The following is a 422-nucleotide window of genomic DNA, read 5'->3' as shown; positions in this document are numbered from 1 at the left end:
TGGCGATTACCAAAGCGAGCAGCACCGGCGGCACCATCAGCAGGATGTTGACCAGCCCGTCGAGGATGAAATTCAGGCCATTCGAGAACGCCCTGAACACAGTGTCGAAATGGTCGGTGAGGAACCCGAAGAAAGCCTTGCCCCAGGGCCCGATGGGAATCTTGTAATCGATCAGGAATTTGGAAATCGGATCCATCTTGCCCCTCTCTGGCTGCGCCGTCCTTGCCGGACAGTCATCTTGTCACAGGATATGAAAAAGGGCAGCCTTTTCCATGGTGGCTGCCCTTGCTCCGGTCATGCCGGATTCATGGTCGGCTCAGCCTCCGAGCGCGGTCTTGACTGCCGCGGCGGCATCGCCGCCGTCGAAGGTGGTGACGCCGGCGATCCAGGGCGCGACCGCGTCCGGATGCTTCTTCAGCCAG

2 pseudogenes are annotated in these 422 nt (G+C 60.2%); both read right to left on the bottom strand.

The features are described 5' to 3' along the window. Nucleotides 1-196 (bottom strand): annotated as a pseudogene (locus EN807_RS32755) (choline ABC transporter permease subunit); the annotation flags it as partial. Nucleotides 197-316: 120 nt separating this feature from the next. Further along, a pseudogene (locus tag EN807_RS37180) lies at nucleotides 317-422 on the bottom strand (glycine/betaine ABC transporter substrate-binding protein); the annotation flags it as partial.

The sequence above is a fragment of the Mesorhizobium sp. M5C.F.Ca.ET.164.01.1.1 genome, from assembly GCF_004792125.1.
Classification (GTDB): Bacteria; Pseudomonadota; Alphaproteobacteria; order Rhizobiales; family Rhizobiaceae; genus Mesorhizobium; species Mesorhizobium wenxiniae.
Note: the sequence above shows the minus strand (reverse complement) of the source record. Positions and strands in the feature narration are given on the sequence as shown.